This is a genomic window from Kribbella sp. NPDC056951 (genome assembly GCF_042674205.1).
Lineage (GTDB): Bacteria > Actinomycetota > Actinomycetes > Propionibacteriales > Kribbellaceae > Kribbella > Kribbella yunnanensis.
The window spans coordinates 426,838-453,759 of record NZ_JBHUQZ010000003.1; the positions used below are offsets into that span (position 1 = coordinate 426,838).

24 protein-coding genes are annotated in these 26,922 nt (G+C 68.2%); 9 read left to right on the plus strand and 15 right to left on the minus strand.

The window, feature by feature from the left end; genetic code table 11:
* Positions 1-81: 81 nt before the first annotated feature.
* The 3 genes from ACFTSF_RS14945 to ACFTSF_RS14955 are packed head-to-tail and all read right to left on the minus strand — an operon-like array spanning position 82 to position 4,896.
* Entirely contained in the window at positions 82-1,722 is a 1,641-nt protein-coding gene (locus ACFTSF_RS14945) for a DNA repair helicase XPB (protein WP_380154299.1), read from the minus strand.
* Positions 1,723-1,780: 58 nt separating this feature from the next.
* The gene (locus ACFTSF_RS14950) at positions 1,781-4,069 is read right to left on the minus strand and encodes a helicase-associated domain-containing protein (RefSeq protein ID WP_380154300.1); all 2,289 of its coding nucleotides are present in this window, start codon (positions 4,067-4,069) and stop codon (positions 1,781-1,783) included.
* A 44-nt stretch (positions 4,070-4,113) separates the two neighbouring features.
* On the minus strand, positions 4,114-4,896 hold the full coding sequence (locus tag ACFTSF_RS14955) for a GNAT family N-acetyltransferase (RefSeq protein WP_380154301.1): 783 nt from the start codon (positions 4,894-4,896) through the stop codon (positions 4,114-4,116).
* A gap of 90 nt (positions 4,897-4,986) precedes the next feature.
* Here ACFTSF_RS14955 and ACFTSF_RS14960 point away from each other — a divergent pair, with 90 nt between their 5' ends.
* Complete coding sequence (locus tag ACFTSF_RS14960) at positions 4,987-5,772, plus strand: alpha/beta fold hydrolase (RefSeq protein ID WP_380154302.1); 786 nt, start codon at positions 4,987-4,989, stop codon at positions 5,770-5,772.
* Here ACFTSF_RS14960 and ACFTSF_RS14965 read toward each other — a convergent pair.
* From ACFTSF_RS14965 to ACFTSF_RS14980, 4 genes are all read right to left on the minus strand, one after another.
* A complete protein-coding gene (locus ACFTSF_RS14965) occupies positions 5,759-6,136 on the minus strand; it encodes a DUF427 domain-containing protein (RefSeq protein WP_380154303.1) in 378 nt (125 codons plus the stop codon). The genes ACFTSF_RS14960 and ACFTSF_RS14965 overlap by 14 nt on opposite strands.
* A 37-nt stretch (positions 6,137-6,173) precedes the next feature.
* Positions 6,174-6,959 (minus strand): metallophosphoesterase, encoded by a 786-nt coding sequence (locus ACFTSF_RS14970; protein WP_380154304.1) that lies wholly within the window; start codon positions 6,957-6,959, stop codon positions 6,174-6,176.
* A gap of 1 nt (position 6,960) precedes the next feature.
* The gene (locus tag ACFTSF_RS14975) at positions 6,961-8,196 is read right to left on the minus strand and encodes an Nramp family divalent metal transporter (protein ID WP_344144954.1); all 1,236 of its coding nucleotides are present in this window, start codon (positions 8,194-8,196) and stop codon (positions 6,961-6,963) included.
* A 62-nt stretch (positions 8,197-8,258) separates the two neighbouring features.
* A complete protein-coding gene (locus ACFTSF_RS14980; RefSeq protein WP_344144956.1) occupies positions 8,259-8,882 on the minus strand; it encodes an SIMPL domain-containing protein in 624 nt (207 codons plus the stop codon).
* A 53-nt stretch (positions 8,883-8,935) separates the two neighbouring features.
* Between ACFTSF_RS14980 and ACFTSF_RS14985 the strand changes: the two genes are divergently transcribed.
* Positions 8,936-9,865, plus strand: a complete 930-nt coding sequence (locus ACFTSF_RS14985; RefSeq protein WP_380154305.1) for a DUF6454 family protein — start codon at positions 8,936-8,938, stop codon at positions 9,863-9,865.
* Here ACFTSF_RS14985 and ACFTSF_RS14990 read toward each other — a convergent pair.
* Entirely contained in the window at positions 9,858-11,240 is a 1,383-nt protein-coding gene (locus ACFTSF_RS14990) for a restriction endonuclease (protein ID WP_380154306.1), read from the minus strand. The genes ACFTSF_RS14985 and ACFTSF_RS14990 overlap by 8 nt on opposite strands.
* Before the next feature lie 234 nt (positions 11,241-11,474).
* Between ACFTSF_RS14990 and ACFTSF_RS14995 the strand changes: the two genes are divergently transcribed.
* Positions 11,475-13,097 carry an AMP-binding protein gene (locus ACFTSF_RS14995; RefSeq protein WP_380154307.1) on the plus strand — a complete coding sequence of 541 codons (1,623 nt, stop codon included), beginning with the start codon at positions 11,475-11,477 and terminating at the stop codon, positions 13,095-13,097.
* Here ACFTSF_RS14995 and ACFTSF_RS15000 read toward each other — a convergent pair.
* Positions 13,033-14,223 carry an MFS transporter gene (locus ACFTSF_RS15000; protein ID WP_380154308.1) on the minus strand — a complete coding sequence of 397 codons (1,191 nt, stop codon included), beginning with the start codon at positions 14,221-14,223 and terminating at the stop codon, positions 13,033-13,035. The genes ACFTSF_RS14995 and ACFTSF_RS15000 overlap by 65 nt on opposite strands.
* Positions 14,224-14,273: 50 nt before the next feature.
* Between ACFTSF_RS15000 and ACFTSF_RS15005 the strand changes: the two genes are divergently transcribed.
* On the plus strand, positions 14,274-14,708 hold the full coding sequence (locus ACFTSF_RS15005) for a helix-turn-helix domain-containing protein (RefSeq protein WP_344144964.1): 435 nt from the start codon (positions 14,274-14,276) through the stop codon (positions 14,706-14,708).
* Here ACFTSF_RS15005 and ACFTSF_RS15010 read toward each other — a convergent pair.
* Genes ACFTSF_RS15010 through ACFTSF_RS15020 form a run of 3 tightly spaced genes read right to left on the minus strand, consistent with a single transcriptional unit; the run spans position 14,682 to position 17,219 of the window.
* Positions 14,682-15,632, minus strand: a complete 951-nt coding sequence (locus ACFTSF_RS15010) for a R2-like ligand-binding oxidase (RefSeq protein ID WP_380154309.1) — start codon at positions 15,630-15,632, stop codon at positions 14,682-14,684. The two genes, ACFTSF_RS15005 and ACFTSF_RS15010, sit on opposite strands and share 27 nt — an antisense overlap.
* Positions 15,632-16,234: a TetR/AcrR family transcriptional regulator gene (locus tag ACFTSF_RS15015; protein WP_380154310.1), complete on the minus strand. Its 603-nt coding sequence runs from the start codon at positions 16,232-16,234 to the stop codon at positions 15,632-15,634. Before ACFTSF_RS15015 ends, ACFTSF_RS15010 begins: the two co-directional genes overlap by 1 nt.
* Before the next feature lie 55 nt (positions 16,235-16,289).
* Positions 16,290-17,219: a TauD/TfdA dioxygenase family protein gene (locus ACFTSF_RS15020; RefSeq protein WP_380154311.1), complete on the minus strand. Its 930-nt coding sequence runs from the start codon at positions 17,217-17,219 to the stop codon at positions 16,290-16,292.
* A gap of 108 nt (positions 17,220-17,327) precedes the next feature.
* On the opposite strand from ACFTSF_RS15020, the gene larE reads away from it, so the two are divergent.
* Positions 17,328-18,797, plus strand: a complete 1,470-nt coding sequence (gene larE, locus ACFTSF_RS15025) for an ATP-dependent sacrificial sulfur transferase LarE (RefSeq protein ID WP_380154312.1) — start codon at positions 17,328-17,330, stop codon at positions 18,795-18,797.
* A gap of 101 nt (positions 18,798-18,898) precedes the next feature.
* The gene (locus ACFTSF_RS15030; protein WP_344144973.1) at positions 18,899-19,282 is read left to right on the plus strand and encodes a cold-shock protein; all 384 of its coding nucleotides are present in this window, start codon (positions 18,899-18,901) and stop codon (positions 19,280-19,282) included.
* Here the strand turns inward: ACFTSF_RS15030 and ACFTSF_RS15035 are convergent.
* Positions 19,279-19,989: a TetR/AcrR family transcriptional regulator gene (locus tag ACFTSF_RS15035; protein ID WP_380154313.1), complete on the minus strand. Its 711-nt coding sequence runs from the start codon at positions 19,987-19,989 to the stop codon at positions 19,279-19,281. The genes ACFTSF_RS15030 and ACFTSF_RS15035 overlap by 4 nt on opposite strands.
* 108 nt (positions 19,990-20,097) lie before the next feature.
* Here ACFTSF_RS15035 and ACFTSF_RS15040 point away from each other — a divergent pair, with 108 nt between their 5' ends.
* Complete coding sequence (locus ACFTSF_RS15040) at positions 20,098-21,636, plus strand: MFS transporter (RefSeq protein ID WP_380154314.1); 1,539 nt, start codon at positions 20,098-20,100, stop codon at positions 21,634-21,636.
* A 341-nt stretch (positions 21,637-21,977) separates the two neighbouring features.
* On the opposite strand, the gene ACFTSF_RS15045 is transcribed toward ACFTSF_RS15040, so the two are convergent.
* Entirely contained in the window at positions 21,978-23,789 is a 1,812-nt protein-coding gene (locus ACFTSF_RS15045) for an MFS transporter (RefSeq protein ID WP_380154315.1), read from the minus strand.
* An 84-nt stretch (positions 23,790-23,873) separates the two neighbouring features.
* Between ACFTSF_RS15045 and ACFTSF_RS15050 the strand changes: the two genes are divergently transcribed.
* Positions 23,874-24,731 (plus strand): DUF3027 domain-containing protein, encoded by an 858-nt coding sequence (locus ACFTSF_RS15050; RefSeq protein WP_380154316.1) that lies wholly within the window; start codon positions 23,874-23,876, stop codon positions 24,729-24,731.
* Between the two features lie 312 nt (positions 24,732-25,043).
* Here ACFTSF_RS15050 and ACFTSF_RS15055 read toward each other — a convergent pair whose 3' ends face one another.
* Positions 25,044-25,349 (minus strand): DUF2530 domain-containing protein, encoded by a 306-nt coding sequence (locus tag ACFTSF_RS15055; RefSeq protein WP_344144983.1) that lies wholly within the window; start codon positions 25,347-25,349, stop codon positions 25,044-25,046.
* A gap of 80 nt (positions 25,350-25,429) precedes the next feature.
* On the opposite strand from ACFTSF_RS15055, the gene ACFTSF_RS15060 reads away from it, so the two are divergent.
* Positions 25,430-26,917, plus strand: coding sequence for an NCS2 family permease (locus ACFTSF_RS15060; RefSeq protein ID WP_380154317.1), 1,488 nt, complete (start codon positions 25,430-25,432; stop codon positions 26,915-26,917).
* Positions 26,918-26,922: the final 5 nt, after the last annotated feature.

The window sequence follows — 26,922 nt, forward strand, 5'->3', positions numbered from 1 at the left end:
AGCTCCTCCGGCAAGAGCCTGCAGGAGGAGTCTTCCTGACTCTGCGTGACAGTGGCGGTCACCGCGTGTCGCTGCGCTGTTCTAGGCGAAGAGGTTTTCGGCGTCGACGATGGTGTAGGCGTAGCCCTGTTCGGCGAGGAAGCGTTGGCGGTGGGCGGCGAACTCGGCGTCGATGGTGTCGCGGGCGACGATGGAGTAGAAGCGGGCGGTGCGGCCGTCGCCCTTGGGGCGGAGGACGCGGCCGAGGCGCTGGGCCTCTTCCTGGCGGGAGCCGAAGGTACCGGAGACCTGGATGGCCACGGAGGCCTCGGGGAGGTCGATGGAGAAGTTCGCGACCTTGCTGACGACCAGGCGGTTGATCTCGCCGGTGCGGAAGGCGTTGAACAGGCGCTGGCGCTCTTTGACCGTTGTCTCACCTTTGATGACCGGGCAGTTCAGGCGCTCGCCTAGCTCGTCCAGTTGGTCGATGTACTGGCCGATCACCAGCAGGGGCTCGCCGTCGTGGTGTTCGGCGATGCGTTTGACCAGGCGGGACTTGGCCGGTGTTGATGCGGCCAGGCGGTAGCGGTCCTCGGGCTCGGCGGTTGCGTAGACGAACCGCTCGGTCTGCTCCAGGTCCACGCGCACCTCGACACAGTCGGCGGGGGCGATCCAGCCCTGGGCCTCGATGTCCTTCCAGGGGGCGTCGTAGCGCTTCGGGCCGATCAGTGAGAACACATCGCCCTCACGGCCGTCCTCACGCACGAGGGTGGCGGTCAGACCGATCCGGCGGCGGGTCTGCAGGTCGGCGGTCATCCGGAAGATCGGTGCGGGCAGCAGGTGCACCTCGTCGTACACGATGAGGCCCCAGTCGCGGGCGTCGAACACCTCCAGGTGCGTGTAGACGCCCTTCCGGCGCGTGGTCATCACCTGGTACGTCGCGATGGTCACCGGCCGGATTTCCTTGCGGGCACCGGAGTACTCGCCGATCTCGTCCTCGGTGAGGCTGGTGCGCTTGAGCAGCTCGTCCTTCCACTGCCGCGCGGACACCGTGTTGGTGACCAGGATCAGCGTGGTCGCCGACGCCTGTGCCATGGCCGCAGCGCCGACGATCGTCTTGCCGGCACCACAGGGCAGTACGACGACGCCCGAGCCACCGTGCCAGAACGACTCGACCGCCTGCTCCTGGTACGGCCGTAGCTCCCAACCGTCCTTCACCAGCTCGATCTGGTGCGCCTCACCGTCGACGTACCCGGCGAGGTCCTCAGCGGGCCAGCCGAGCTTCAGCAGCGTCTGCTTGAGGTGACCGCGCTCCGACGGGTGCACCAGCACGGTGTCGTCGTCGATCCGCGCGCCCAGCATCGGCTTCACCTTCGCCGAGCGCAGCACCTCCTCCAGCACCGGGCGGTCGGTCGTGACCAGCACCAGACCGTGCTGCGGGTGCTTCTCCAGCCGCAAGCGGCCGTAGCGATCCAGCGTCTCCGCGATGTCCACCAGCAGCGAGTGCGGCACCGGGTAGCGGCTGAAGCGCAGCAGTACGTCGATCACCTGCTCGGCGTCGTGTCCGGCGGCCCGTGCGTTCCACAGGCCGAGCGGAGTCAGCCGGTAGGTGTGCACGTGCTCAGGAGCGCGCTCCAACTCGGAGAACGGCGCAATGGCCTTCCGGCACTCCCCAGAATCCGGATGTGCAGTCTCCAACAGCAGAGTCTTGTCCGACTGCACGATCAACGGCCCGTCCGTCACCCGTCACTCCCATCGTTGGCCCGACCCTCCATTGTGCCCCCACCCGCCAAACCGCTGGTCAGCCTTCGACTGCGCGGGCGCTGGAGATGCGGTGCAGGGCATAGGTGTGGGGCTGGTTGGTGCTGGGGTCGTAGGCGGTGAGCCAGCCGTCGGCGACCCGGGTGGGCTCGACGATGCGCTCGGAGGCCGTGCCGTTGTGGTCGACGTACGAGATCCAGGTGCGGCTGTGGGCCTCGGCTGCGTTGGTCAGGACGGCGATGGTCTCGGCAGGGGCGGTGGGTTCGGCGGCGACATCGTCGGCCGGGCGGTCCGCGGCCAGACGGTCGCCGGCGCGGACCTTCTCGATCACCGCCTTCACCTGGTCGTCGGTGAGGTCCACCGCGCTGTCGGCGAAGTCTCGGCTGGTACGGCGGCGTGGCGGGTCACCGCGTCGAGTCGTGGCCGTGCTCACGTGCACCACGCCGTCGAACGTCTCGGCCAGCGGAGCCAGTCCGGCATCACGTAATCGGCTGAGCACCACATCCGGCGGTGACGGCGACACGACCACGGTCGGCGCCAACCGGCGGAAGCGAACCCCAGGCAGGTTCGAACTGATCAGCTGGGTGAGCACATCCTCGTCATCACACCGCAGGTACGTCGACGCCGTACCCAGCCGCAGTACGCCGTGCCGCCGGGCAACGTCGTCGACCAAGTAGGTCAGTGGTTGCGGGACTGGCGTGCGCGAGTGATCGGCCAGCCACTTGTGCAGTTGGTCGGCAGTCCGCCCGAGGTCGAACGCACGCCGTACCGAGCCTTCGCTGAAGCGGTAGACCGCAGCGCCGCCCTGCGACTCGACATCGGCCATGGCGGACAGGTCGTCCTGAACGGATCGCACCAGCGGGCCGGGAGCCACTGCGGTCAGGTCGGCCTGCAGAAGGATCTCTGACACCGGCTCTGGTACAAGCGGGCTGATGGCCTTGGCCAGCTCATCGACACTGGGCTCCTGCTCGAGCAATGGACGCCCATGGGTCGCCAACGCGCCGAGACCGGTCAGCCCGAGCAGTGCGGCTTCGGTGATGGCCCACTCGACCAGCTCGTCGCGGAACTGCCCGCCCCGGCGCGGGCGATGCCAGGCCACCCATGTCACCACCGAGTGCGTGGCTGGCGCGATACCTGCCGGAGTCTCGCCCAATGCATTGAGAGTCAGCACCCGGACCTCAGGAGCCAGCAAACGCTCAAGGTCCGGTGCCAGCGCGTTGATGAGCCGCTCGCGCGCGGCAGCTGTTGAACCGCCCGAGTCGCGGCGACCGATCAGACCGATCGCCCGCATCCCACCGAACCAGGCCGTCACGAGCTGGGCCCAGCGATGCGCCAGGTCCAGTTCGAGCCAGTCGTCGTACGCGTTCGTCGGCAGCCAGTGCTCGTTGGTCCCGATCTCGACGGCCGCGACCAGACCGGCGGCGTACGCGATCTCGAGCACGGCTCCGGTGGTGGACTCCTCCGCACCGATCTTCCCGGCCAGACTGCGCAGCTCCCGAACACCGATCCCGCCAGTACGCAGCACCGGCGGTGGCTCGAGTCCAAGCTGCTCCAGCGCTCGGTCGACCTGACGCACCAGGTCCAGCGCTGCTCCGGCCGCGGCCCGGTCGACGATCGATGCCGTCACCGTCTTGCCGTCCAGCGGCGGCGGAGTGGGCCGCGTCGAGGCCAGCACGCGCCCGCCGCGCAGGTGCAGACCGATCTGCCGCGGCAGCACCACTGTGTTCGGATCACGCGGTACGACGAGGCCGCGTGCGAGCAACCGCTCGACTGGGGTCCGTGCGGACGCGATAGTCACCGGACGCTCGGCCTTCTCGACCGATCCGGTCGGGGGACCCCACGTGAGCTTGTCGAGCACCTCACGGGCGTCCGGGCCGGCATCGGCGATCAGCTTGTCCAGATCGCCGAAGTGCCGCGTAGTGATCGGGCCCAGACCCGCAGGAGTCGGGCCGAGCAGCTCGTGCACGGCCCGGATCAGCCGCAGGTCGTCCTCGGTGCCCCAGACCAGCGCCAGGTCCAGCAGCTCATCCATCCGCGGCCGCACGGTCTCCACTGGCTGGTCGACTCCGGCAGCCAGATCGGTCAGGCTGACCGGCTCCGGCAGCGCCGACAGCGACTCCAAGAGGTCGACACCGAACTCGTCGAGCCGGTTGATCGCCCGCGCCGCCGAGGCGTTCGTAGTGGCGCGAGCGGCCAGCTGACTGGTGTCGGCCGGGATGGGCATGGCCAGGTCAGGCCGGTGCTGGAGCAACGTCCCGAGGGCAGCGTCGTCCCAACTACGCAGCGCCTCGGCGAGGGTGCGTGGGCGGGAGCGCTCGGACGTGGTCATCCCTCCAACGGTACGGCGCTTCTGACTCGATCACTAACCGCGTGTCACTCTGCGGCCCCGGCGAACCCGATACGCCGGAAGCCGACTCGCTCGTACACGGCTGCCACTGCGTCGCTCTCGGCCGAGAGCAGTAGCAGCTCCACACCGTTGTCGAAGGCGTGCTGAGTGAGTGCTGAGGTCACTGCGGCCGCCAGACCACGCCGCCGCATCGAGGGCAGCGTGGCGACGCCCACGATCTCCGAGGCCGTCCCGACCGGCTGGTGCTGACCGGTGGCGACCATGCCGTCGTCGGTGAATGCTCCGGCCGACACCGTCACCCCACGGCTGATGCGATCCGCCACTCCCGCAATCAGTGCGTCAGAGAGCTCAGCCGCTGCAGCGTCCCGCTCAGTCGGCCCACCGGTGCCGACCGCGGTCCCGGCGTCGCTGAAGGCGAGGTGCTGAACAGCCCGTGACTCTCGGACCAGAGCGGCATCGGCCGGCAGGATCTCGACCCGCGCATCCACCGTCACCGGTTTGAAGTCAGCCCGGTCCATGACCAGCAGCGGATGCTCGATCACCGTCAGCCCGGCCGCAGCGGCTGCGGGTCCCAGTGACGGACACGCCTCGACGACCCACTCGAAGTTCAGCGGCAGACCCAGTTCGGCGCACCGGGCTCGCACTGCCTCGACATCCGCCGGCTCCACGGTCACACCGGCGCGAGGACGCGCGTAGTACGGCCAGATCGTCGTACTGCGGAAGAGCGTGAACGGCCCGACCTCCTCAGGTTCAGAGCCGGACAGCGGTGCCGCGTGCAGGTACTCGTCAACGTTAGTGATCACAGCCACGCAGTGAACCACCGCTCGGGGCGCACCGCATGTCGATTTCTCCCGGACGGCTCCGACCTAGGAGCAGTGACCACGAGCAGGAGGACTTCGATGGAGAGTGTGACGTCTGCGGACGGTACGGCGATCGCATACGAGCGACTGGGCAGAGGCGAACCGGTGATCCTGGTACCGGGGGCACTGTGTGACCGGAATGCGCTCAAGCCGCTGGCGCTTGCGTTGGCCGGTGAGTTCGATCTGATCACCTACGACCGGCGCGGGCGCGGTGACTCCGGCGACGAGACGCCGTACGCGGTGGAGCGTGAGGTGGAGGACATCGCGGCGCTGCTTGCCGCGATCGGCGGTCGGGCAGCGATCTACGGGCACTCGTCCGGTGCCGGGCTGGCGGCGGTCGCCGCGAGCAGCGGGTTGCCGTTCAGCAAGGTGGTGCTGCACGAGCCGCCGTACGGGCCGGACGACGTCGACTCCAGTGAGGACGGCGCACAGGTCCTCGAGCTCCTCAAGGAGGGGCGCAATCAGGAGGCGGTCGAGCGGTTCCTGCTGATGGCCGGTGTGCCGATGTCAGAGGCCGTCGAACTCGCCGCTGAGCCTGGTATCGCCGAGCTGGCGCCCACGCTCGCCTATGACTTCGCTGTGATGGACTACGGCGCTCCCGGTGGGCGTTTGCCGGTCGAACTGCTGGCGAGCATCACCCAGCCGACTCTGGTGCTGGCCGGCACCGCCTCACCACCGTTCATGATCGACGCCGGCTATCGCGTCGTGAAGCAACTCCGGGCGGCCGCGCTGATCGAACTCGCCGACCAGAACCACGTCGTACCGCCGGAGTTCCTCGCACCCGTGCTGCGGTCGTTCCTGCAGGGCGGTGTCAGTCGGCGATGATCTCGATCGACACCTTGTCCGCGTAGAACGCCACGTGATCGCGGATGTCGGCGACCGCGTCGTACGGCTGCTCGTAGGTCCAGACCGCGTTCACACCGGCCTCGCCCGCGGGCAGGATGCTGTAGTACGACGCGTCGCCCTTGTAGGGGCAGTACGTCGAGTGCTCGGTGCGCTCGAGCAGGGTGAAGTCGACGTCGTCCCGGGGGACGTACTGCACCGCCGGGTACGTCGACTCCTGCAGGGAGAGCGCATCGCGGGTGTCTGCGAGCACCTGGTCGCCGAGCTTCACCACTACTCGGTCCGGGTTCTTCGCGACTGTGATCGGGTGGTCCGGGCCTGGGATCTTCCGCGTCTTGTCCGCCATAACCCCTGCCAACCACCTGGCGGCCGACTGCATTCCCCTAGGACTGCTCGAGCTCCACGACCAGACAGGGACCACCGTCGAAGGCGCCGCCGTCGATACCGAGCACCAGACCGTCGGCGTACAGGTGTGGGCCGGTGAGGAACTCGGGGGAGATGTGCAGCATGTCAGCGACGATGCTGTGGCCGTGCACGATCCGCCGGCCGCCGAGGGCCTGGAGCATGATCCGAGCCACCTCGGGACCGCTCTCACCCCGGAACGCGTACCGCGACGTCAGCCGGCGCCAGATCTCCCACCAGACCACGATGTCGTCGGAGTGCAGGTCGGCGCGGGCGCGGGTGTTGATCTGGTCGAGCGTGTCACCCCAGTCGACGTACTCGGCTGTGTCGGAGTGCATCAGCAGGTGATCGGCGTCCAGGGCGAGTAGCGGCTGCTCGAGCAGCCAGGCGACGTCGTCGTCGGTGAACAGCTCTTGGTCGCGGTCCTGGCCACCGTTCAGTGCCCAGGAGCGCTCGAAGCTGCGGCTGGTGATGCCCTCGTGCGGGACGAAGGTGTCGCCGAACTTGCGCATCCCCAGCGCGAGGATCTCGTGGTTGCCGAGCAGCACGTTGACCGCACCGGCCGGTGCCTGCTCGACCAGACCGCGGACGTAGCGCAGCGCGCCGATGCCGTCCGGCCCGCGGTCGAAGAAATCACCCAGCACCCACAGCCGCGCGTCCGTATTCGACCAGTTGCCTTCGGCATCGGCCAGCCCCGCTGCCAGCAAGGACCCCTTCAGCTTCTCCGGATGCCCATGGATGTCGCTGACCGCGAAAACGCGCGTCATGTCAGCCCCGAATCGTCAGCACGATCAGTACGACGTTCAGCGCGGTGACGGCGGTTGCTACCAGGCATGCGGCGAGAGTAGTCGCTTTGCGGTTGACGAGGTGGCCCATGACGCGCCGGGACGCGGTCAACCGGACCAGTGGCCACAGTGCACACGGGATGCCGAAGCTGAGGACCACCTGGGACACCACCAGCGCGCGGCTGGGGTCGATGCCGATCGCCAGGATCACCAGCGCCGGGATGAGCGTGATGAGGCGGCGGACCGTCAGCGGGACCTTGCGCTGCCAGAACCCGTCCAGGATGACGGAACCGGCGTACGTGCCGACCGAGGACGAAGCGAAGCCGCTGGCGAGCAGGGCGAGTGCGAAGAGCAGTGCGGAGAAGTGACCGAGCCGGTCGCCGATGGCTGCGTGTGCAGCATCCAGTGAGTCGGCACCGGTCCCACTGAGTGCGGCGGCAGCCAGGACGACCATGGCGAGGTTGACCGCACCGGCCAGCGCCATGGCGACGGCTACGTCGGTGCGGGTCGCGCGCAGAACGCGGTTCTTGCCCGCAGTGGAGCGAATCGTCTTCCAGTGCCGGTCAGTGACCAGTGCGCCGTGCAGCCAGATCGCGTGCGGCATCACGGTCGCACCGAGCATGCCGGCCGCCAGCACCAGCGACTGCACGCCGTCCAGACGCGGCACCAGCCCACCGATCACACCGGACGCGGACGGCTGGGACTGAACAGTGGAGACCACGAAACCGATCAGAACGACGGCCAGCAGCCCGATGATCACAGCCTCGAACGGCCGCTGCCCGCGCTTGGACTGGTAGATCAGTAGGCCGAACGAGACCACACCGGTGATCACACCACCCAGCAGCAACGGGATCCCGAACAGCAGGTTCAGCGCGATCGCCCCGCCGACCACCTCTGCCAGGTCGGTGGCGATCGCCACCAGCTCAGCCTGCGCCCACAGCCCGGTCGACGTGGACCGGCGGAAGTGGTCGCGGCACAGCTGCGGCAGCGTCCGCCCGGTCGCGATACTCGCTTTTGCCGCCAGATACTGCACCAAAACGGCCATCAGGTTCGCCCCGACGACCACCCAGCACAGCAGATACCCGTACGTCGCCCCGGCCGCGATGTTGGTCGCGAAGTTCCCCGGATCGACATAGGCGACCGCCGCCACGAACGCCGGTCCGAGCAGCAAGAGCCCGGACCGGTTCAACTGCCGCCTCAGTGGCGCCGGTGCATACATGAGAGAAGTCTCTACGACAGCGCCGACAGCGCAACCTTTGTGCCTGCTTTGAGACCTGAGTCTCAGGCCCAGGAGAAGTGCACCTCGAGGGACACCTCGACGGAATGGTCGCCGGGGGTGATGTTGATCGACGCGGCGTCGAAGGCCTTGGCCGCACCGGCCGCCATGGCCACCTCACGGATGGGGGCGTGGCTGTAGGTCTCACTGATCGCAGTGACCGAGCCGAGCGAGTAGCCGGCCAGATGAGCGAGCTCGGTGCCCTTTTCCTGGGCCTGGCGGAAGGCCAGCTCGCGGGCACGAGTCAGCAGCGCAGACTTGTCCTGTACGTCGAACTGCAGCGACTGCAGGCCCAGACTGTTGCCGGCTGCTTCCACGGCCGCGTTGAGCAGCGTGCCGAAGCCGGTGAGGTCCCTGGTGGTCACGGTGAGCTGGTGGGAGCCGCGGAACGCCGCAGCGGTCCCCGGTTCGCGGTACTCCTGGTAGACGTTGACTGTCGTCGTACCGATGTCGGACTCGTCCAGCCCCTGCCCGCGCAGCGCTGCGATCACAGCGTCCGTGCGCTCGGCCACCTGGGCGACGGCGGCGGCCACGTCCGGTGCGACGTGTTCGACACTCAAGGACACCCGAAGTACGTCGGGCGCCGTGCTGACCTGACCTGATCCGACAACCGTTACCCCAGTTTCCATGGCAGTTAGTCTGACACTTCCCTGCGGGCAACGGAGTCTGCTCAGCTGGTGTCATGCGTAGCCGACTCGTCATTGCCACTGTGCTCGCCGGTCTCCTGCTGACCGGCCTCAGCACTGCCGAAGCCAGCGGACGGGACGACGCCGTCACCCGGGCGTTCACCGCGACCAATCGCAGTACGGCGTGGACCCAGGTCGCACGCATCCCGCTGCGCTTCCCGACCTACCACCCGCAGGGCTTCGCTCTGGTCGGCGATCTGATCTTCCTGTCGAGTGTGGAGGTCCTGGAGGCGCCGGTGAAGTACCCGGTGCCTGTCGACGGCTACGACCGTTCACCGGGTAAGGGCATCGGCCACCTGTTCGTCCTTGACCGACAGGGCAACCTGAAGCAGGACATCCGCCTCGGCGAAGGTACGGCGTACCACCCCGGCGGCATCGACTTCGACGGACGTGACGTGTGGATCCCGGTCGCGGAGTACCGGCCCAACTCGCGGGCGATCGTGTACACAGTCGACCCGAAGACCTACCGCGTCACCGAGCGCTTCCGCGCCAACGACCACGTCGGCGGCGTAGTCCGCGACCGCACGACCGGACAGGTGCACGGAGTCAGCTGGGGCTCGCGCACTCTCTACAACTGGACTCCCACCGGCCACCGCCTCGAACGGGTCGCCAACGAGGGCCACCTGCTCGACTACCAGGACTGCGACTACGTCTCCCGGGGCAAGCAGCTCTGCGGCGGCGTCACCAGCCTCCCCGGTCCCAAGGGCTCCTACGACCTGGGCGGCCTCGCACTCCTCGACCTGCGCAGCAATCGCATCCTGCACGAGATCCCCTTCCCCTACTTCTCCCCGACCGGCCACAACGCCACCCGCAACCCGGTAGCCCTGGAAACCACCGCCGGCAAGCTTCGCCTCTACACCGCACCTGACGACGGCGAAGACGCGACCGGCACCGAGATCCAGATCTACGAGTCGCCCATCAGCTAGCCCTGGGGATGATGCGCGCCGGGATGTTGTGCAGGTGGCACAGCGACAGCAGAGCGGTGCCGTCGATGAGTTGGAGCGGCTTCCCGGTCGCGAACTGGTAGCTGGTCGGGCCGAAGCCGCTGGTGGTGATGAGGATGCCTTTGGTAGCACCGGCGTCGAGGACAGTGCCGAAGAGGTCGCGGACGGCGGAGGGCGGCACAGTGCGCGTCCAGAGCTTGGCCTGGACGACGAACTTGCCGCCCGTGATCGGGCGCGGGTCATAGGCGACGCAGTCGATGCCGCCGTCGGTGCCCAGCCGGAAGAGGCGGGTCTCGAGGCCCATGCGGGTCAGGAGGTTCTGGACCAGGTGCTCGAAGGACTCCGGGCTCAGATCCAGCAGGTTGGGCCGACTGTCGATCTCGCTGAGCACGTCGATCGGCTCGACCGTGCGCGGGTCGGCCAGGTCGAAGTCCAGCACCGGCTCGACCGGCTGCAGCTCCTCTGGGTGCCGTGACACCTCAGCAGCGAAGTAGTGGCGCACACACGCGACCGGGTCGAGTTGGTCGAGCACTAGTGCCTGGAACTGCTCACGCGTTGCCCGCAAGGTGATCAAGCACGGCCGGACGGTCTGCCCGGTCGGCAGGTCCACCGACTCGACCATGCCGTTGAAGACCACGGTGTCGACGACCCCGTACCGGTCGTTGCCGAAGACGAGGTGCAGTGCGCGCAGTGCGAGCTGGGCGACGAGCTGCTGGTAGAGCAGCCGCACCTCCTTCTCCGGCCGCGGTACGGCGACCACCGCGTCGGCCACGCGGTCATACCGGTACGACGCCTCAGCCGGTACGACGCTCATGTCCGGGAGATCCCACTCGATCGCCAGCAACGTGGACTCGGGCACGTAGCCGACCCGTCGCCGGCGGGGGAAGTCGAGTGGTTCGGTCACTCGCTCCAGCGCCTTGGTGAAGTACCGGGTCACCGCAGCGCGGTCGCGGCTCTCCACTGCACGCTGGTACGCATCGACGCGCGCGTGCTGCTCAGCGGTCGCCTCGTCCAGCCGGCGCTGCTGCTCGACCTGCTCGCGCTGGGCACGCGTCACCCGGTCGCGGCGGTTCTCCTCGGCGGCCCGGTGCCGCTCGATCGCCTCCGCGAACCGGTCCTCGGCCGCGGCCAGCCGCCGCGCGTACCGGCGCTCGGTGCCCCACCAGCGGAACGGGCCGGGCGCCTGGGGCAGGAACGCGTCCCAGACGGGTCCGGGACGCGCGGTCAGATCTGCTGCCGACACAGTGGGCGGAGCACGCCGGGGCGCGCGTTTGAGGGTCTGCAGATCGGTGCCGTGCACATCGATCGCGAGTGTGCTCGCCAGGACGTTGCCCAGGTCCCGGACGCGTTCGCTCACCGCAGCGGTCCGTTGTGCCGCTTCGGCGGTACGCCCGGGCGGACGGTCGCTGCGGTGCTGACCTTCGGCGGATCGGCCCATCGCCTCACACCTCTCCCAACCACTGTAACGGTCCAATGACGCAGCGCTACCGATGTGACGGAGAGTTGGTACGGACATTGCTTGCCGTCCACCCCCTGTTTCCTGCCGCACGTGCGGTTGCAGACGCATCTGACCGGGGCGACGATGACAGGCATGAGCCTGCCTTCCTACGCCTCCGGGATCTCCGACGTACCGTTGCTCGGCGAAACGATCGGCGCCAACCTGAGACGGACGGTCCAGCAGTACGGCGACCGGGACGCGCTGGTGGAGGTGCAGAGCGGCCGGCGCTGGACGTACGCCGAACTGGGTGCCGAGGTGGACCGGGTCGCGAAGGGCCTGCTGGCGTGGGGGATCGCCAAGGGCGACCGGGTCGGCATCTGGGCGCCGAACTGCGCGGAGTGGACCATCACGCAGTACGCGACGGCCACGGTGGGCGCCATCCTCGTGAACATCAATCCGGCTTACCGGACGCACGAGCTGGCCTATGCGCTCAACCAGTCCGGTGTGCGGCTGCTGATCTCGGCCACCGAGTTCAAGACCAGCAACTACCGAGCCATGGTCGATGAGGTGCGTCCGGACTGCGCTGCGCTCGAGGAGACCGTCTACATCGGCACTGGCGACTGGGACAGCCTGCGCGACGCAGCCGACCGGGTGAGTGACGCGGAGCTGCAGCAGCGCACCGAGGAGCTGTCCTTCGACGACCCGATCAACATCCAGTACACCAGCGGCACAACGGGCTTCCCGAAGGGCGCAACGCTCAGCCACCACAACATCCTCAACAACGGCTTCTTCGTCACCGAGACGATCGCCTTCACCGCAGACGACCGCCTGTGCATCCCCGTGCCCTTTTACCACTGCTTCGGCATGGTGATGGCCAACCTGGGCTGCACAACGCACGGTGCGTGCATGGTGATCCCCGGTCCGGCGTTCGACCCCGCTGCGACACTGCAGGCTGTGCAGGACGAGCGGTGTACGGCGCTCTACGGCGTACCGACGATGTTCATCGCCGAACTGGGTCTGCCGGACTTCGCCGACTACGACCTGTCCACACTGCGCACTGGGGTGATGGCCGGGTCGCCGTGTCCGGTTGAGGTGATGAAGCGATGTGTGGCGGACATGCACATGGCCGAGGTGGCCATCTGTTACGGCATGACCGAGACGTCGCCGGTGTCCACGCAAACCCGGCGTGACGACGACCTGGACCGCCGTACGTCGACTGTCGGGCGAGTGATGCCGCATGTCGAGGTGAAGCTCGTGGACCCGGCCACTGGTCTGGTGGTCGAGCGCGGTGAGCCAGGGGAGCTGTGCACGCGCGGCTACTCCGTCATGCTCGGCTACTGGGATGAGCCCGAGAAGACGGCCGAGGCGATCGATCAGGCGCGCTGGATGCACACCGGCGACCTCGCGGTGATGCGCGACGACGGCTACGTGAACATCGTCGGCCGGATCAAGGACATGGTCATCCGCGGCGGCGAGAACGTGTACCCGCGCGAGATCGAGGAGTTCCTCTACACGCACCCCGCGATCGCCGACGTGCAGGTGATCGGCGTACCGGACGAGAGGTACGGCGAGGAGCTCTGCGCGTGGATCAAGCTCAAGCCGGGCGCTGACCCGCTCGACGCCGACGCCGTCCGCGAGTTCGCCACCGGCAAGCTGGCCCGCTTCAAGATCCCCAAGTACGTGCTGCTGGTCGACGACTTCCCGATGACCGTCACCGGAAAGATTCGGAAGGTCGAGATGCGCGAGAAGTCGCTCGGCCTGCTCGGACTGTCGTGACCACGGCACCTAGCGCGAAGACCGCTCCGAGGACGCTCACGCCGGTCCAGCCGGCGCGGGCGTAGAGCCAGGTCGACGCGATGGCGCCCAGGCCGCTGCCGAGCGAGTAGAAGACCATGTAGCCGCCGATCAGGCGGCTGCCTGCATCCGGGCGGAGTGGGTAGATGCGGCTCTGGTTGGTGACGTGGATCGCCTGTACGGCGAGGTCCAGTGCGACGGCGCCGATCGCCAGCGCCACCAGTGATCTGGGCGTCCAGGCGATCACCAGCCAACTCGTTGCCAACAGCATCGAAGCGGTCACGGCCACCAGTTGTCCGTGACCGCGGTCCGCGAGCCGACCGGCCGGGCCCGCGGCCAAGGCGCCGGCCGCGCCGATCAGGCCGAAGGCGCCGATCTCCGTGTGCGACAAGCCTTTCGCGGTCAATGGCAGCGCGACCGAACTCCACAGGGTGCTGAACGACGCGAAGAGGAAGAACGCGCGGATGGCGGTGTTGCGGAACAACGGCTCGTCGCGCCACAGACCAACAGTCGAGCGGAGCAGAGCGCCGTACGAGAGGTCTGTCTTCTGTTCTGGCGGGGAGCGGAAGAGGGTGGCGGCGATCAAAAGGGACAGGCCGCACGCCACCAGGTAGACCGTGCGCCAGCCGGCGAGATCAGTCAGTACGCCGGATGCTGTCCGCGCGAGGAGGATGCCGAGGACGACGCCGGTGGTGATCGTGCCGACGGTGCGGCCGCGCTCGGCGGGTGCGCTCAGGGAGACACCGAAGGCGACCAGGGACTGGGTGACCACGGCGAGGGTGCCGACGGCGGCGAGGCCGATCAGGAGCATCGCGGCGTTGCGAGCGATGCCGACGAGCAGCAGCGCGGCCGCCAGCAGCACCAGTTGCCAGCGGATCAACCGTCGTCGGTCGAGGCGATCGCCCAACGGGACAAGGAAGAACAGGCCGAATCCGTAGCCGATCTGGGTCACGGTGACGAATAGGCCGACCGTGGCTGGGGACAGGCCGAGCTCCGTGCCCATGGTGACGAGCAGAGGTTGCGCGAAGTAGATCGTGGCGACCGAGACCCCGGCCGCGACCGCGAGGAACAGGCGCTGGCGGGCCCCGGCAGAATGGGTTGGTTGCATGTTGCTACCGTAGAGGCGAGTGGTAGCATTTTGCAACCAAGGAGGTGGGTGTGGTCAAGCGAACGCGGTTCGACGACGAGGACTGTCCGGTGGCGCGGTCGGTGGATGCGGTCGGCGACTGGTGGTCGCTGTTGATCGTGCGCGACGCTTTCGACGGCAGTCGTCGGTTCGGGGAGTTCCAGCGGAGTCTGGGGATCGCGAAGAACATCCTCAGCGCGCGTCTGAAACGCCTTGTGGAGCAGGGGATTCTGGACAGCGACTATGCGCTGACAGCTAAGGGCGAGGCGCTGTTCCCGGTGATTGTCGCACTCCGCCAGTGGGGCGAGGCCTACTCCTTCGAGCCGGGAGAGCCGCACTCCGAGCTGCTGGACAGCCGCAACCACAAGCCACTCAAGCCGCTCAAGGTCCACGCTGCCGACGGCCGGGTGGTCACGGCCGCCGACACCGAGGTGCGAAAGCTAGCGGACCGCCGCGAGGGCGGCTGAGTCCTCATCGCCGAAGACGTCTTCTAGACGCTCTGGCGAGTAGTCCAGGTCGATACCGGCCACATCTGCGCCGACTGCGGACTCGATCGCGCCGAGGCGACGGGTGGCGCGGTCGCCGGCGTACGTCATCAGTGCGGTCGGGTTGATCTCCGGTGGGAGCTCTGGGGAGTTGTCGAGAGCCCACTGGATCTGGACGAGCGCATGCGGCAGCAGCTCTTCCATGGTGTCGGTGACGACCTTCCAGTTCGACTCGTCGGCGGCCACGTGACGGCGGCAGGTGAACGTGCCCCAGGCCATGTGGCGACGCTCGTCGTCACCGATCCGGCGGATGAGCTCCTGCATGCCCGGCAGTACGCCGCGCGCCGTACACAGCAGGTTCCATGCGTGGTACCCGGTCAGAGCGAGCGTCCCTTCGACCACGTGGTTGTAGGTGACGGAGGCGCGGACCTGGTTGGCCGGTGACGGGTCGTTGGCCAGTGACTTGAGTGCGACCGGCAGGGCCTCGTAGAAGATGGCCCGGTAGCCCGGATTGGTCTCGACGTACCGGTGCAGGTCCTCAGTGACGCCGATGGCGTCCAGCCAGAGCCGGAAGACCGCAGTGTGCTTGGCCTCCTCGAAACAGAACTGTGTCAGGTACATCTCGTCGCCGAACCGGCCCTCGGCCGCCATGGCCTGCAGGAACGGTTGCAGGTCCTCGGTGACCGCCTCCTCACCGGCGATGAACTGTGAGCAGAGCATGAGGGCGTTGTCCTTGTCGTTCTCGCTGAGGCTCTGCCAGTCGAGAGCGTCCTGGGTGAAGTCGATGTCGCGTGGGTTCCAGAACTTGCGGTTGCCCTTGTCGAACAGCCGCAACGGCAGTGCGTCCCAGTTGAAGCCACCTGACTTCAGCGAGTTGAAACCCTGCCTGTGCAACGCATTCGTCATCACTGCCTCCTGGACTGGACTAGACGGTGCTGGCTCAAGAACGGACTGAGGACGCGAGCCAGCTGCGCAGCCACGGCCACCGGTGGAGGACCCGGTGTGACGATGTGGCTGAGGACAACGCGCAGTGCGATGTCCACACAGCTGGTCGCGTCCTCTGGCGGCACCTCGGGCCAGTGCTCACGGACGTGGGCGTCCAGCGCCTGGTGACTCACCTCCAGCAACTGCTGTCCTCGTGTGGTCAGCAGTTGGCTGGCCTGGTCCGATCCCGGCTGTCCCAGCATCGCCTTGACCAGCGGGTTCTCCCCGGCCAGTGCGAGCGCCCGCTCGACCGCGGCCTGCAAACCGGCGATCGGCTCGGACTCTGCAGCGAGTGCTGCGTTCACTTCCAGCAGGAACCGTTCCGTTTCGCGGGTGGTGACTGCCTGCAGCAGTCCCCACTTGTCGCTGAACTCGTTGTAGACGGTCTGCCGGGAGACTCCGGTACGCCGAGCCACCTCGGCCATCCGGAGTCCGTCGTACCCGCCGGCGACGATCGCGTCGTACGCAGCATCCAGCAGCTCGTTATGCAGCCGCCGTTTGGTCCGGTCCGCGAACGAGTCCATGTCCCTGATGGTTTACAAAAGCATCCAGAGTGTCAAGAGGTCAGACAGGTAGTCGTCAGTTGTCAAGTGAGGAGAAGTGCGTCGCGTCGCCAGTGCGCGGCGTACTGCGGACACCGTCGATGCTGACCGGTACGTCGCCCGCCAGGGTGATGCGGTGCAGCCGGCGCGGCTGGTCGTCGTAGTCGGCGACTCCGTAGTGCTGCGTCGCGCGGTTGTCCCAGATCGCGAGGTCGCCCGGCTGCCACTGCCAGCGGACGGTGTTGTCGAGATTCGTGATCCGGTTCTGCAGCAGCTGGAACAGTGCGGTCGTTTCGGACGACGTGAGGCCGACGAAGCGCCGTACGAAATGACCGAGCACCAGGGAGCGCTCACCGGTCTCCGGGTGCACGCGGACGACCGGGTGCTCGGTTTCGAACAGCTGTGAGACGAACTGCTTGCGGTGCGTCTCGACCTTCACGTCCACTCCACCGATCCGGACCTCATCGGCCGCACCGGCGTAGTCGTACACGTTGCTGTGCACAGCCCAGAGCCGGTCGACCAGCGCCTGCAGCGCTGCGGGGAGTCCCGCGTACGCCGCAACTGTGTTCGCCCACGTGGTTGCGCCGCCGTACGGCGGGAGGGTGACCGCACGCAGGAGGCTGATCGCGGGGACCCGGTCGACGAACGTGACGTCGGTGTGCCAGCTGTTCGCCTTGCCGTAGTCGGAGTCGATCGGCAGCACGTTCGCCGCGCCGTCGAGGCTCTTCGAGGTCGGGTGCGCCAGTGTCGGCGTACCGAGCAGTTTGGCGAAGGCGAGCTGGCCGGCATCGTCCAGCTCATGCTGGTCGCGGAAGAAGATCACCTTGTGGTCGAGCAGGGCCTGGCGGATCGCGGCCACCGTCTCCGGGGCGAGATCGCCGCCGAGCTGGACGTTGCCGATCACGGCGCCGATCGCGCCGCCGGCCTTGGTTACGGTGATCTCGGGAGCTTCGAGCTGAGCGGTCATGGTTCCTCCTGTGGGGTTAACATCCATAATCCGACTGATTTACTAGACTTATCGGCCGTTTCGGGATGCGAGACCGGGCTGTCGGCGGCAGGACGTAGGGTTGGGGACGTGTCAACCGCCGAGATCCGACCCGCTCCCGCGACTTTCGACGTACCGGAACTCGTGGTCGGGTTCGACCTGGACATGACGCTGATCGACTCGCGGCCGGGGATCCAGCTGGTCTGGGACCTGCTGGCCGCCGAGACCGGCGTCCCCATCGACTCCGAGCTCGTGGTGAGCCGGCTCGGGCCGCCGCTGACCTGGGAGATGGCGAACTGGTTCCCGCCGGAGCAGGTCGACGCGATGGTCACGCGGTACCGCGAGCACTACCCCTCGCACGCGATCACCGGCAGCCTGCCGCTGCCCGGCGTGGCCGAGTCGCTGGCCGCCATCCGGGCCTTGCGCGGGCGGACGATGGTGGTCTCGGCCAAGCACACGCCGTCCGTGCGACTGCACCTGGAGCACCTCGGGCTGGACGTCGACGAGCCGGTCGGCGACCTGCACGGAGCCGAGAAGGGTACGGCGCTCCGCGAGCACCAGGCGGGCATTTTCGTCGGGGACCACACCGCGGATATCGACGGCGCGCAGGCGGCCGGCGCGGTTGCGGTGGCGGTCGCGACCGGGCCGTTCACGGCTGACGAACTGCGCGCGTACGGCGCGGACGTCGTACTGAACGATCTGACCGAGTTCCCGGCTTGGCTCGAGGCGTATGTGCTCGAGCAGCGGCTGGAAGCGCTGATGAAGCGGTTGTCGAGCTACGACAAGCTGGTCGTCGCGTTCAGCGGTGGCGCCGACTCGGCGTTCCTGCTGGCGGCTGCGGCCCGGGCGATCGGCCCGGCCAACGTGGTCGCCGCGACCGCGATCTCACCGAGCCTCCCGGATGCGGAGCTGGAGCCGGCCGCGCGGTTCGCCGATGCGCTCGGCGTGCGGCACGTGACGCCGCACACGCACGAGATGGAGCGTGAGGGCTACCAGGCCAACGCGGGGGATCGCTGCTACTTCTGCAAGGCCGAGCTGGTCGAGACCCTGCAGCCGATCGCCGACGAGTTCGGGATCACCGCGATCGCGACCGGGACGAACGCCGACGACGCGATCGCCGGGTTCCGGCCCGGGATCCGGGCCGCGCACGAGCGGGGTGCGATCACCCCGCTGAAGGATGCGCGGCTGACCAAGGCGCAGATCCGCGAGGCCTCGCGCAGCTGGGGGCTGGCGACTTCGGACAAACCGGCGGCGGCCTGCCTGTCCAGCCGGATCGCGTACGGCATCCGCATCACGCCGAATCTGCTGGCCCGGGTCGACCGGGCCGAGGCGGCGATCCGGTCGCGGTTGGCGTCGTACGGGCTGCAGAACGTGCGCGTCCGCGATCTGGGCGAGGCGGCGAGTATCGAGATCGATCACGAGCTGATCGCCCGGGTGGACCATCAGGAGCTGGTGGATGCGGTCATGGCCGAAGGGTTCACCGCGGCCCGGGTCGATCCGCGCGGGTTCCGGTCCGGTTCGATGAACGAGCGGCTGAAGGATCCCGACAAGTACCGCTGATTTCTCACGGGCGCTGCGGCGCTCGGTCACGTACCCTGGGTAGCCGGTCGGGCCGCCCGCCCGTTGCAGTTCTTCCGACGATTGACTCCGAAGAGGTTCCCGTGCCCGTTGGCAAGGTCAAGTGGTATGACTCCGAGAAGGGGTTCGGCTTCCTCAGCAAGGAAGAGGGCGGTGACGTCTACGTCCGCGCCGAGGCGTTGCCGGCCGGAGTGACCAACCTCAAGCCCGGCCAGAAGGTCGAGTTCGGTGTCGTCGAGGGCCGCAAGGGTGAGCAGGCCCTGCAGGTCCGGCTGATCGACCCGCCGCCGTCGGTGGCGAAGGCGATGCGGCCGAAGCCGGAGGAGATGCAGCTCGTCATCGAGGACCTGATCAAGCTCCTCGACAACCTCGGCGAGAACTACCGCCGCGGCCGCCAGCCCGACGGCAAGGCCGCCCGCCAGGTCGCGACCGTACTGCGCGGTGTCGCCGACAAGCTCGACGTCTAGTCGTCGATCCGGGCCTGGATGCCGTCGAGGACGGTGTCCAGGCCGTCGCTGAATCCGTCGGTGCCGAAGTCGATCTCCAGCTCCTGCGGATGCTGCAGCCCGGCGGCGGTCGCGGGGAACCGTTCCTCGGTCGCGAGGAACATCAGCCGCTGGGTGTAGAGCCGGTCGGCCGCCGCGGACTCCTCGGGTGACTTCGTGAACTGGTGAACGGTGAGCTGGACGGCGCCGCGGACGTAGATGTTCACCAGCAACATCGCGGACAACCTCTCGCCTGCTGTCAGCTTGGTGTCGTGGAACGCCTGCAGCGCCGACTCCATCCAGCCCAGCTGGTTGGGTGACAACGGCGGCTCGGAGACCGGCACCTGCAGAACCCAGGGGTGCGCGCGCAACCCGTCGCGGAACGCCTCCGCCCACGACGTCATCCGGCTCCGCCAATCCTCGCCGTACAGGACCGGGGCCTCGCCGAAGGCGTACTCGAGCATGACCGTGTAGAGGTCGTCCTTCGAGTCGACGTACCGGTACAGCGACATCGTCGTGAAGCCGAGCGCGGACGCCACCTTGCTCATCGACACCGCCGGCAGCCCGCCCGCGTCGGCCAGCTTGACCGCGGCCGCGCCGATATCGCTCAGCTGGAACGTCGGCTTCGGCCCGGGCCGCGCCGGTCCCTCGAGACCCCACAGCTGCTCCAGCACGCGCGGTAGCTCCATGTCCTGACCCTCTCTTCCCGCTGACTGTTTACATCATAGACAGATAGCGGCTATGGTCTGCGTATGGCGCACACAGTGTGCGCCGTAGACAGATCCTCTGGAGGGGTTATGAGTACGACGGAACGGGCCGGGCGCAAGGAGTGGATCGCGCTCGGCGTGCTCGCACTGCCGCTGTTGCTGGTCTCGATGGATGTCTCGGTGCTGTACTTCGCCGTTCCGTACATCTCGGCCGATCTCGGGGTGAACGCGACCGAGCAGCTGTGGATCTTCGACATCTACGGGTTCGTGCTGGCCGGGCTGCTGATCACGATGGGCTCACTCGGCGACCGGATCGGCCGCCGCCGGCTGCTGATCTTCGGGGCGATCGCCTTCGGCCTCGCCTCCGTGGTGGCGGCGTACGCGCAGAACCCGGAGCAGCTGATCGCCGCGCGGGCGGTGCTCGGGATCGGCGGCGCGACCTTGATGCCGTCGACGCTGGCGCTGATCCGCAACATGTTCCACGACGCCGGTCAGCGGCAGAAGGCAATCGCCTTCTGGAGCGCGGTGATGATGGGCGGCATCTCGCTCGGGCCTGTGTTCGGCGGGTTCCTGCTTGAGCACTTCTGGTGGGGCTCGGTGTTCCTGGCGAACATCCCGGCGATGATTCTGCTGCTCATCCTCGCCCCGATCCTGCTGCCCGAGTTCAAGGCGCCGACCGGGGGACGGTTCGACCTTCTCGGCTCGGTGCTGTCATTGGCCGCCGTACTGCCGATCATCTGGGGCATCAAGGAACTGGCTGCGCACGGTACGGCGTCGTTGCCGGTGGTCGCGATCGTCGCCGGGCTGATCGTCGGTGTGCTGTTCGTCCAACGTCAGCGGACTGCGGCGTACCCGATGATCGAGCTAGCGATGTTCCGCAACCGCGCCTTCAGCGGCTCACTCGCCGCCAACACCATCGGCATGGTGGCGCTCGTCGGCAACGCGATCTTCATGACCCAGTACCTGCAACTCGTGCAGGGCTTGTCACCCCTGAAGGCCGCCCTCTGGTCGCTCGCCCCCTCAGTAGTCGTCGGCGGCGCAGCTCCGCTGGCAACCACGCTGGCCAAGCGGTTCGACCGTGCCTACGTAACCGGTGGCGCCTTCCTCCTCGCGGCCGGTGGCTTCGCCGTACTGACCCAGGTCCGCGTCGAGTCCTCCCTCGCCGTGATCCTCACCGGCGCCGGCCTACTAGCCGCAGGCCTCGTCATGGTCATGTCCCTGGTCACCGAAGCCATCGTCGGCTCCGTCACCCCCGAACGCGCCGGCTCAGCCTCCGCCGTCATGGAAACCTGCAGCGAATTCGGCGGCGCCCTAGGCATCGCCGTCCTAGGCTCCATCGGCACCGCCGCCTACCGAGCCGACCTCCCCGCCAACGCCATCGCCCCCCTCCGCGAAGGCCTCCCCTCAGCCACAGCCGCCGCCACCCACCTCCCCGGCCCCGCAGCCGAAGCCCTCCTGGCCACCGCCCGCCACGCCTTCACCCACTCCCTCAACACAATCTCGGTCGTAGGCGCCGCCCTCCTGGTAACCACCGCCGTCATCACCACCCTCACCCTCCGCCGCACCACCCCCCTCGCAGCACCCACCACCAGCCCCGCCGACCCCAAGCTAACCCCCGCCAACCACTAACGGCCGCTCACAACAACCCCCGCCCCACAACAACCCCCGCCCCACAACAACCCCCGCCCCACAACAACCCCCGCCCTTGCCCGCCCCCGCCAACCCCAGCCACGGTTCCGGGCCTGCGTACCCAACAGGCGGCCGGAGCGGCGACCAGCCAGCAGGCCACACTCTCGGCCGCATGGTCACCGGCGGTTGGTGAGCTCCCACCTCCGCACCGGTCATGCGGCCGGGAGTGACCGCGGGAGTGCTCGCCGCCGCGGCCGTCTGTTGTGTACGCAGGCCCGCAGCCTGTGGCTGGGGTGGACGGTGGCTGGCGGGGCGTGCGGGGGGCCGCGCGGGGTAGTGGGCTAACGGGGTGGTTCGGGGTGGCGGCGGTTTTCGACGGTGGGGTCTTTGGACCAGGGGGCCTGGTCTTCGAGGGTGTCGTCGGTGTCGTCGTCGGGCTGGCCGCTCCACCACTGGCCGACCGGCTGGCCGGAGGTGGGTACTTCGATGGTCGGCTCGGGTTCGTCGGACTGCTTGGTGCGGTGGGCGCGTTGTTCGGCGATGCTCGTGGTGAGGATCGTCCGCGTCGTACCAGCCTTGGCCGGGGGTTCCGGGGAGCGCTTGGGTGGTTGGGGGCGCGGGCCCGGCTTGCGGGGGCCGCCGACGCCGGGGATGCCGGAGGGCTTCATCCGGACGACGAGGAAGACGGCGAGGAGTAGGACCGCGGCCAGGAAGCCGAAGCCGAGGCGGGGGATGAGCGGGAGCACGATGCCGCAGCCGCCGCCGATGACCCAGGACAGTTGCAGCACGGTCTCCGAGCGGGCGAACACCGACGTACGGACGGATTCCGGCACGTCGCGCTGGATCATCGCGTCCAGCGACAGCTTGCCGAGCGAACTGCACGACCCCGCGATCAGGCCGAGCGCGATCAGGATCGGGAATCCGTAGAACACTGCCACCAATACGGCGATGGTGGCGTCGGCGAGGAGCACGACCAGTACGACGGTCTCGGGTTTTCGGGCCTTGAGCAACGAACCGGCCAGGGTGCCGAGGCTGTTGCCGATGCCGGCTGCGGCGACCACGGCACCGGCCGCGACTGTGCCGTTGATGCCGGCGATTGGCTGGTCGCGGAGGAGGAAGGCCAGGTACATCGTGAGGAAGCCGGAGACGAACCGCAGTCCCAGGTTGCAGCGAATACCGCGTGCCACGGCCGCGGTGATCGCCTTCCGCCGCATCTCGCGCCCCGCCGTACCGGTCACTTCTTCGCCGGCCGGTGAATCAACCGCCGCAGGCAGCCGAATCGCCAGGATCAGACCGACCAGATACACCAGTGCGGCCCACCGCAACGACCACTGCGGCCCGATCGCCGCGAACGCACCCGCGATCCCGGCCCCGACCGTCGCGCCGGCCACACCAGCCAACGAGATCCGTGAGTTGGCCGTGACGAGGGTGATCTCCTTGGGCAGCAGCCGCGGTACGGCGGATGCTCGCGTCACCCCGTAGGCCTTGGACGCGACCAGACAACCCAGCGCGGCCGGGTACAACCAGACCGAACTGCTGTCGGTGATCGACCCAGCCAGCCCCCACACGAGGAACCCTCGCGCACCGAGAGTCGCCCCGATTGCCCAGCGCCGGCCGTGCCGGAAGCGGTCCAGGATCGGTCCGATCAGCGGAGCCATCAACGCGAACGGCGCCATCGTCAGCAGCAGGAACAGTGCGACGCGGTCCCGGGCCTGGTCGCTCGGCACGGTGAAGAACACCGTCCCCGCGAGCGACACCGCGAACGCTGTGTCACCGGCCGCATTCACCGCGCCAAGCTCGATCAGTCGCTGCAACCCCGACTCCCGAGCACCCTGCGCTCCGGTCAGCCCGCTGATCCGTCGCCCGGTCCACCGGCCGACGGTCCCGCCGACACTCGCCGTCTTCTTGGAAGCCGCCGCAACCCCGTTCGCCCCGACCTTCGAGGCCCGGCCGAACTTGCGCCCCGCCGTACCCAACCGTTCCCGTGCAGCTCCGACCCGCGCACTGGCCGACTTCTTCCCGGCTGCTCCGCCCGCCGTACGGCGGTTGTCCGTGGGGCCGTTCGCCTGCGGACCGCGACCGTCTCGGGCGGCACCGGGCGGCTGGGTGCCGGAGGGTGTCGGCCGGGGGTCGGCGGGGTCTGGCGTCTGCATGCCTCCATCCTGCCTCCTGTGGGGGACAGACCGCAGTCACGGCGCGTTCGTGAGAGCGGTCCGAGCATGCGAGAATGGGCGATCGTGACTGCCCTCAGAACTCCGGAACCTGTGCGCGCCAAGGCCGACGCGGTCTGTGTCGCAGCAGTCGAACCTGCCCGCGAGGCCGCGATCGACGAGGCCGGCGCGGCGCAGATCGGTGAGCACCTCGGTCATTTGGTCGAGGGTGAGCGCCTCGTCACGCACTACTTCGCCTCGGCGCACCCGGGGTACCGCGGCTGGCGCTGGGCGGTCACCGTGACCCGCGCCTCCCGCGCGAAGACGGTCACCGTCAACGAGGTCGTCATGCTCCCCGGCGACGCGGCGATCGTCGCGCCCGAGTGGGTGCCGTGGTCCGACCGCGTGCAGCCCGGCGACCTGCGCCCCGGCGACCTGTTCCCGACGCCCGCCGACGACCCGCGCCTGGAGCCCGGCTTCACCGATACCGGCGGCCCCGACGACGTTCTCGAGGTCGTCGAAGAGTTGGGCCTCGGTCGCGAGCGCGTGCTGTCGGTGTTCGGCCGTGACGACGCTGCCGAGCGCTGGTCCACCGGCGACTTCGGCCCCACCGCCGCGATCGCCCAGGCCGTCCCCTACAAGTGCAACGGGTGCGGCTACTGGATCCGCCTCGGTGACAGCCTCGGCCGCTCCTTCGGCGTCTGCGCCAACGAGATGGCCCCCGGCGAAGGCCGCGTCGTCGCCTTCGACTACGGCTGCGGAGCCCACTCCGACGCCGTCATCGACCTCGCCGAACCCCCGGTCGCCGACCACGCCTTCGACACCACCGGCTACGACTCCATGGAGCTCGCCACCGACGACGAGGCCACCGAAGCCGACGCCGTCCACTCCGAGGTGGAAGCCGCCGCCGAACCCACCTCCGACGACGAGGTCACCGACTCCTAACCCCGGTACGCCCCTACGTACCGCACCACGCCCGGCCCACCATCGGCCGGGCGTTCTGCTGCGCCCACCGATCTGCAGAAGAACAGGACGTATACGCCCACCAACCCGCCCGCCCGCCAACTCCCCACGGCCAACGCCGTCTACGCAGATGGACACGTCCTGTCGGTCGGAAGATCCATCGCCGAGGAAAGATGCGTCGCCAAGGACACGTAGTGGTCGTGGGCCGGGACGCCGCTCAGGCGTGGACGGGGGAGTGCGAAGGCGGTCTGGAGGGACTACTACGTGTCCTTGCCGACACCTACAGCGCTCGGGTCAGTCGCGGACTGGTTTGCCGGCTTTGATTTTGTTCCAGCGGCGGGTGCAGTACCAGAGGCCGATCCAGCCGAGGCCGAAGCCGGCGGCGGCGACCCAGAGCCACCATTCGAGGCCGTCGCGTTCGAGGGTGGAGCGGAAGAACAGCAGCACGACGAAGGCGATCGCGAACAACACGATGCCGACGATGACGGTGGGGATCCCGGACAGGTCGAGGGGTTTGACCTCGGCGTGGACCAGTTCGCCACGGGCCAGCTGGCTGGTGGGGTCGGTGCGCTTCTTGGGCGCGGGTTGCTCCTCCGTCACGGCACCACCATAGACGGCGCGCCCGAAAGGCCAGCAGTTAGTGCTCGCTACCAGCGGGTCCGACCTGGCACCATGCCGTCATGAGCTCGTCCCAGGCCACGACGGCCCGCTCCGGATCGAATCCCTTCGACTCGTTCTTCAAGATCAGTGAACGGGGGTCCACGCTCGGCCGCGAGTTGCGCGGTGGCCTCGTCACGTTCTTCACGATGGCGTACATCGTGGTGCTGAACCCGCTGATCCTTGGCTCGGCCAAGGATGGGACACCGCTCGTCGAAGGTGGGCCGCAGCTCATCGGTGGTGGGCTGGACTCGGGTGCCGCGATCGCGAAGGTCGCGGTCGCGACCGCGCTGGTGGCCGGGGTGGTCACGATCGTGATGGGTCTGGTGGCGAACTTCCCACTCGCCCTCGCGTCCGGTCTCGGGCTGAATGCGTTCATCGCCTTCAGCGTGGCGAGCCAGATGACTTGGGCGGACGCGATGGGCCTGGTCGTGCTGGAGGGCCTGATCATTCTGGTCCTGGTGTTCACCGGCTTCCGTAAAGCGGTCTTCGAGGCTGTGCCAGTGCAACTGAAGGTGGCGATCAGCGTTGGTATCGGCCTGTTCATCGCCTTCATCGGAGTGGTCGACGCCGGCTTCGTCCGGCCCGGTGTCGGCGGTGTCCCCCCGGTCCAGCTCGGTGTCGGCGGCAACCTCAAGGGTTGGCCGGTGCTCGTCTTCGTGGTCGGCCTGATCCTGATCATCACGTTGTACGCGCGCAAGGTGAAGGGCGCGATCCTGATCGGCATCATCTCCGCGACGGTCCTGGCGATCGTGGTCGAGGCGATCGTCAAGGTCGGCGGCCGGACCACCGACAACCCGGGCGGCTGGGGCCTGAGCGTTCCGAAGCTCCCCGACCAGGTGTTCACGAAACCGAACTTCGACCTGGTCGGTGAGTTCAACCTGTTCGGCTCGTTCGAGCGGGTCGGCCTGATCTCCGCACTGCTCTTGATCTTCACGCTGATGCTGGCCGACTTCTTCGACACGATGGGCACGATGACCGCGATCGGCGCCGAGGCCGGCCTGCTGGACAAGGACGGCAACCCGCCGAACTCGCAGCGCATCCTGATCGTCGACAGCGTCGCCGCCGCCGCGGGTGGTGCGGCCTCGGTCTCGAGCAACACGTCGTACATCGAGTCGGCCTCCGGCGTCGGCGAAGGCGCCCGGACCGGGCTGGCGAGTGTGGTGACCGGGATCTGCTTCCTGATCTCGATGGTGGTCGCGCCGCTGGTCACCCTGGTGCCCTACGAGGCGGCGACGCCGGCGCTGATCCTGGTCGGGTTCCTGATGATGACGCAGGTGAAGGGGATCGACTTCGACGATATCGAGCTCGCGTTCCCGGCGTTCCTGACCATCATCCTGATGCCGTTCACGTACTCGATCACCGCCGGTATCGGTGCCGGTTTCGTCTCGTTCGTGATCCTGAAGGTCGTCCGCGGCAAGGCCCGCCAGGTGCACCCGCTGATGTGGGTGGTCAGCGCCCTGTTCGTGATCTACTTCGCGATCGGCCCGCTGTCCGACTGGCTCACCTGAGCCTG

What these genes read in the sequence shown, in the direction of transcription:
- ACFTSF_RS14950 (WP_380154300.1), bottom strand. Translation starts at nt 4,069, where the DNA reads ATGACCACGTCCGAGCGCTCCCGCCCACGCACCCTCGCCGAGGCGCTG.
- ACFTSF_RS14960 (WP_380154302.1), top strand. Translation starts at nt 4,987, where the DNA reads ATGGAGAGTGTGACGTCTGCGGACGGTACGGCGATCGCATACGAGCGA.
- ACFTSF_RS14965 (WP_380154303.1), bottom strand. Translation starts at nt 6,136, where the DNA reads ATGGCGGACAAGACGCGGAAGATCCCAGGCCCGGACCACCCGATCACA.
- ACFTSF_RS14970 (WP_380154304.1), bottom strand. Translation starts at nt 6,959, where the DNA reads ATGACGCGCGTTTTCGCGGTCAGCGACATCCATGGGCATCCGGAGAAG.
- ACFTSF_RS14975 (WP_344144954.1), bottom strand. Translation starts at nt 8,196, where the DNA reads ATGTATGCACCGGCGCCACTGAGGCGGCAGTTGAACCGGTCCGGGCTC.
- ACFTSF_RS14980 (WP_344144956.1), bottom strand. Translation starts at nt 8,882, where the DNA reads ATGGAAACTGGGGTAACGGTTGTCGGATCAGGTCAGGTCAGCACGGCG.
- ACFTSF_RS14985 (WP_380154305.1), top strand. Translation starts at nt 8,936, where the DNA reads ATGCGTAGCCGACTCGTCATTGCCACTGTGCTCGCCGGTCTCCTGCTG.
- ACFTSF_RS14995 (WP_380154307.1), top strand. Translation starts at nt 11,475, where the DNA reads ATGAGCCTGCCTTCCTACGCCTCCGGGATCTCCGACGTACCGTTGCTC.
- ACFTSF_RS15000 (WP_380154308.1), bottom strand. Translation starts at nt 14,223, where the DNA reads ATGCAACCAACCCATTCTGCCGGGGCCCGCCAGCGCCTGTTCCTCGCG.
- ACFTSF_RS15010 (WP_380154309.1), bottom strand. Translation starts at nt 15,632, where the DNA reads ATGACGAATGCGTTGCACAGGCAGGGTTTCAACTCGCTGAAGTCAGGT.
- ACFTSF_RS15015 (WP_380154310.1), bottom strand. Translation starts at nt 16,234, where the DNA reads ATGGACTCGTTCGCGGACCGGACCAAACGGCGGCTGCATAACGAGCTG.
- ACFTSF_RS15020 (WP_380154311.1), bottom strand. Translation starts at nt 17,219, where the DNA reads ATGACCGCTCAGCTCGAAGCTCCCGAGATCACCGTAACCAAGGCCGGC.
- ACFTSF_RS15035 (WP_380154313.1), bottom strand. Translation starts at nt 19,989, where the DNA reads ATGGAGCTACCGCGCGTGCTGGAGCAGCTGTGGGGTCTCGAGGGACCG.
- ACFTSF_RS15040 (WP_380154314.1), top strand. Translation starts at nt 20,098, where the DNA reads ATGAGTACGACGGAACGGGCCGGGCGCAAGGAGTGGATCGCGCTCGGC.
- ACFTSF_RS15045 (WP_380154315.1), bottom strand. Translation starts at nt 23,789, where the DNA reads ATGCAGACGCCAGACCCCGCCGACCCCCGGCCGACACCCTCCGGCACC.
- ACFTSF_RS15060 (WP_380154317.1), top strand. Translation starts at nt 25,430, where the DNA reads ATGAGCTCGTCCCAGGCCACGACGGCCCGCTCCGGATCGAATCCCTTC.